This is a genomic window from Bacillus fungorum, from assembly GCF_002746455.1.
Classification (GTDB): Bacteria; Bacillota; Bacilli; order Bacillales; family Bacillaceae_G; genus Bacillus_A; species Bacillus_A fungorum.
Window position 1 is genome coordinate 1 of record NZ_NWUW01000103.1, and the last position, 1816, is coordinate 1816.

Sequence of the window (1816 nt, forward strand, 5' to 3'; positions counted from 1 at the left end):
GGAGTTGTCCCAAAAGCTCCTTTAAATGACTAAAAGCCACAGAGAAAATTTATTTTCTTCGTGGCTTTTGTTATTTTTTCGATTTTCTTCCTCAAACGAGCGGTTCTTTTCCGCTTGTTTGAGGAAGTTGTGGGCTATGGCAACCAGCCCAAACTCAATCGTTACTTTTACCAATCCTCGTAATGAGAATCGCCGGAACGACCGATTGCCCTTGATATGACCGAACACGCTTTCTACCTCCGTTTTTCTCTTGGCGTAGATTTGTGCTCCTTCGTCAGACCAAAGGCTTTGTTTTGCTTTCGCTTTTAATTCTTCATACACTGGGTTGTAGTGTACTTGGCGGTTTCCCTTTGCTTTTGTACATTTCTCTTTGAATGGACAACCCGAACAATCTTCACATTCATATATTTTAAAGTCTCTTGTATAACCATAAGAATCTGTACGTTGTGAATAATGTTTAAATGTCACTTTTCGGTTATTTGGACAAACATAATAGTCGTTGTGTTCCTTGTATTCCCAGTTATTCGCGTGGCGAATATCCTGTTTATACGAATGGGATTCTTCTTTTCTCATCATAGGTGGGGGAATTAATACTTTGAATTCTTGATCCTCCGCATACAAATAATTTGTTTCACTTCCATACCCTGCATCAGCGACAATTCTTGTTGGGAAAGGCACATTCGATTGTGCCAATTTCTCCAAATGTGGTGTGAAACAACGAGTATCTGTTGGGTTTTGATGAAGAGAATATCCGATAATAAACTGATTTTCCGTTCCTACTTGTACATTATATCCAGCTTTCAATTGACCATTTTTCATGTGATCTTCTTTCATTCGCATAAACGTGGCATCTATGTCCGTTTTCGAAAAGCTATTTCGATCACCAAAAATCTTTTGGTGTGCTTCATATTTTTGGAGTCGTGGTAAATAGTCTTCTTTTAACTTTTTATAGATTTTCCGTTTCTCTTGATACATTTTCTTTTTCTCTTTTTTTGCTTCTTTATCTTGTTCTTGTTCGACTTCTGTTTCTGCTTGTTTCACTCGCTTTTCTACCTGTTTCACTACTTGAGCCAATTGTTCAGACGTGACTTTTTTAATTGTTTCTTCTGAATCCACTAGTAATTGCTCATCAAGTTCAATTGCTTCTTTGATTTGTTGGAACATATGCTGGATATTATGTTGAAGCTTTTTTTCATAACTGTCTGTTGACTTTTTCCATACGAAAGAATACTTATTGGCATTCGCTTCAATTTTCGTTCCATCTAAAAAGTAGTTTTCCATAGATATGTAGTTTTGTTTTAATAATAGTTGAATTAGTTCTGAGAAAAGAGGTTCAATCATGTCTTTCATTCGTTCTGAACGGAAGCGATTGATCGTTCGAAAGTCGGGCATTTGTTGCCCAGATAGCCACATCATCGGTAGGTGTTCGCGTAATGATTTGGCAATATCACGACAAGAATAGATTTTTTGCGTATAAGCATAAAGAATGACCTTTGTCATCATTTTTGGATGGTATGAACTACGACCACCACCTTGATAACGAGAAAAGAATAAATCATCACTGACTTGTTCTACCATTTCATGGATGACTCTAACCACATGATTTTCTGGGATTAAATCGCTATAATCCATTGGTAGAATAAGTTGACCCATGTTATAATGAATGAAGGTAGCTGAATGGTTACTCATAAAAAAATCGCCTCTGCTTTCGTGTTTTTGTTGGTGTGGTTACTTACAATTATACAGGACAAGGCGATTTTTTTGTGCAAAAAAAGGGCTGCCCATAAGTCGGTTTCACCGACTTATGGGACAGCCC

The 1816-nt window shown here is 37.2% G+C and carries 1 protein-coding gene; it reads right to left on the bottom strand.

The annotated features are described in order from the left end of the window. Nucleotides 1-21: 21 nt before the first annotated feature. Entirely contained in the window at nt 22-1689 is a 1668-nt protein-coding gene (locus CO726_RS30795) for an IS1182 family transposase (RefSeq protein WP_099686813.1), read from the bottom strand. Nucleotides 1690-1816 lie beyond the last annotated feature (127 nt).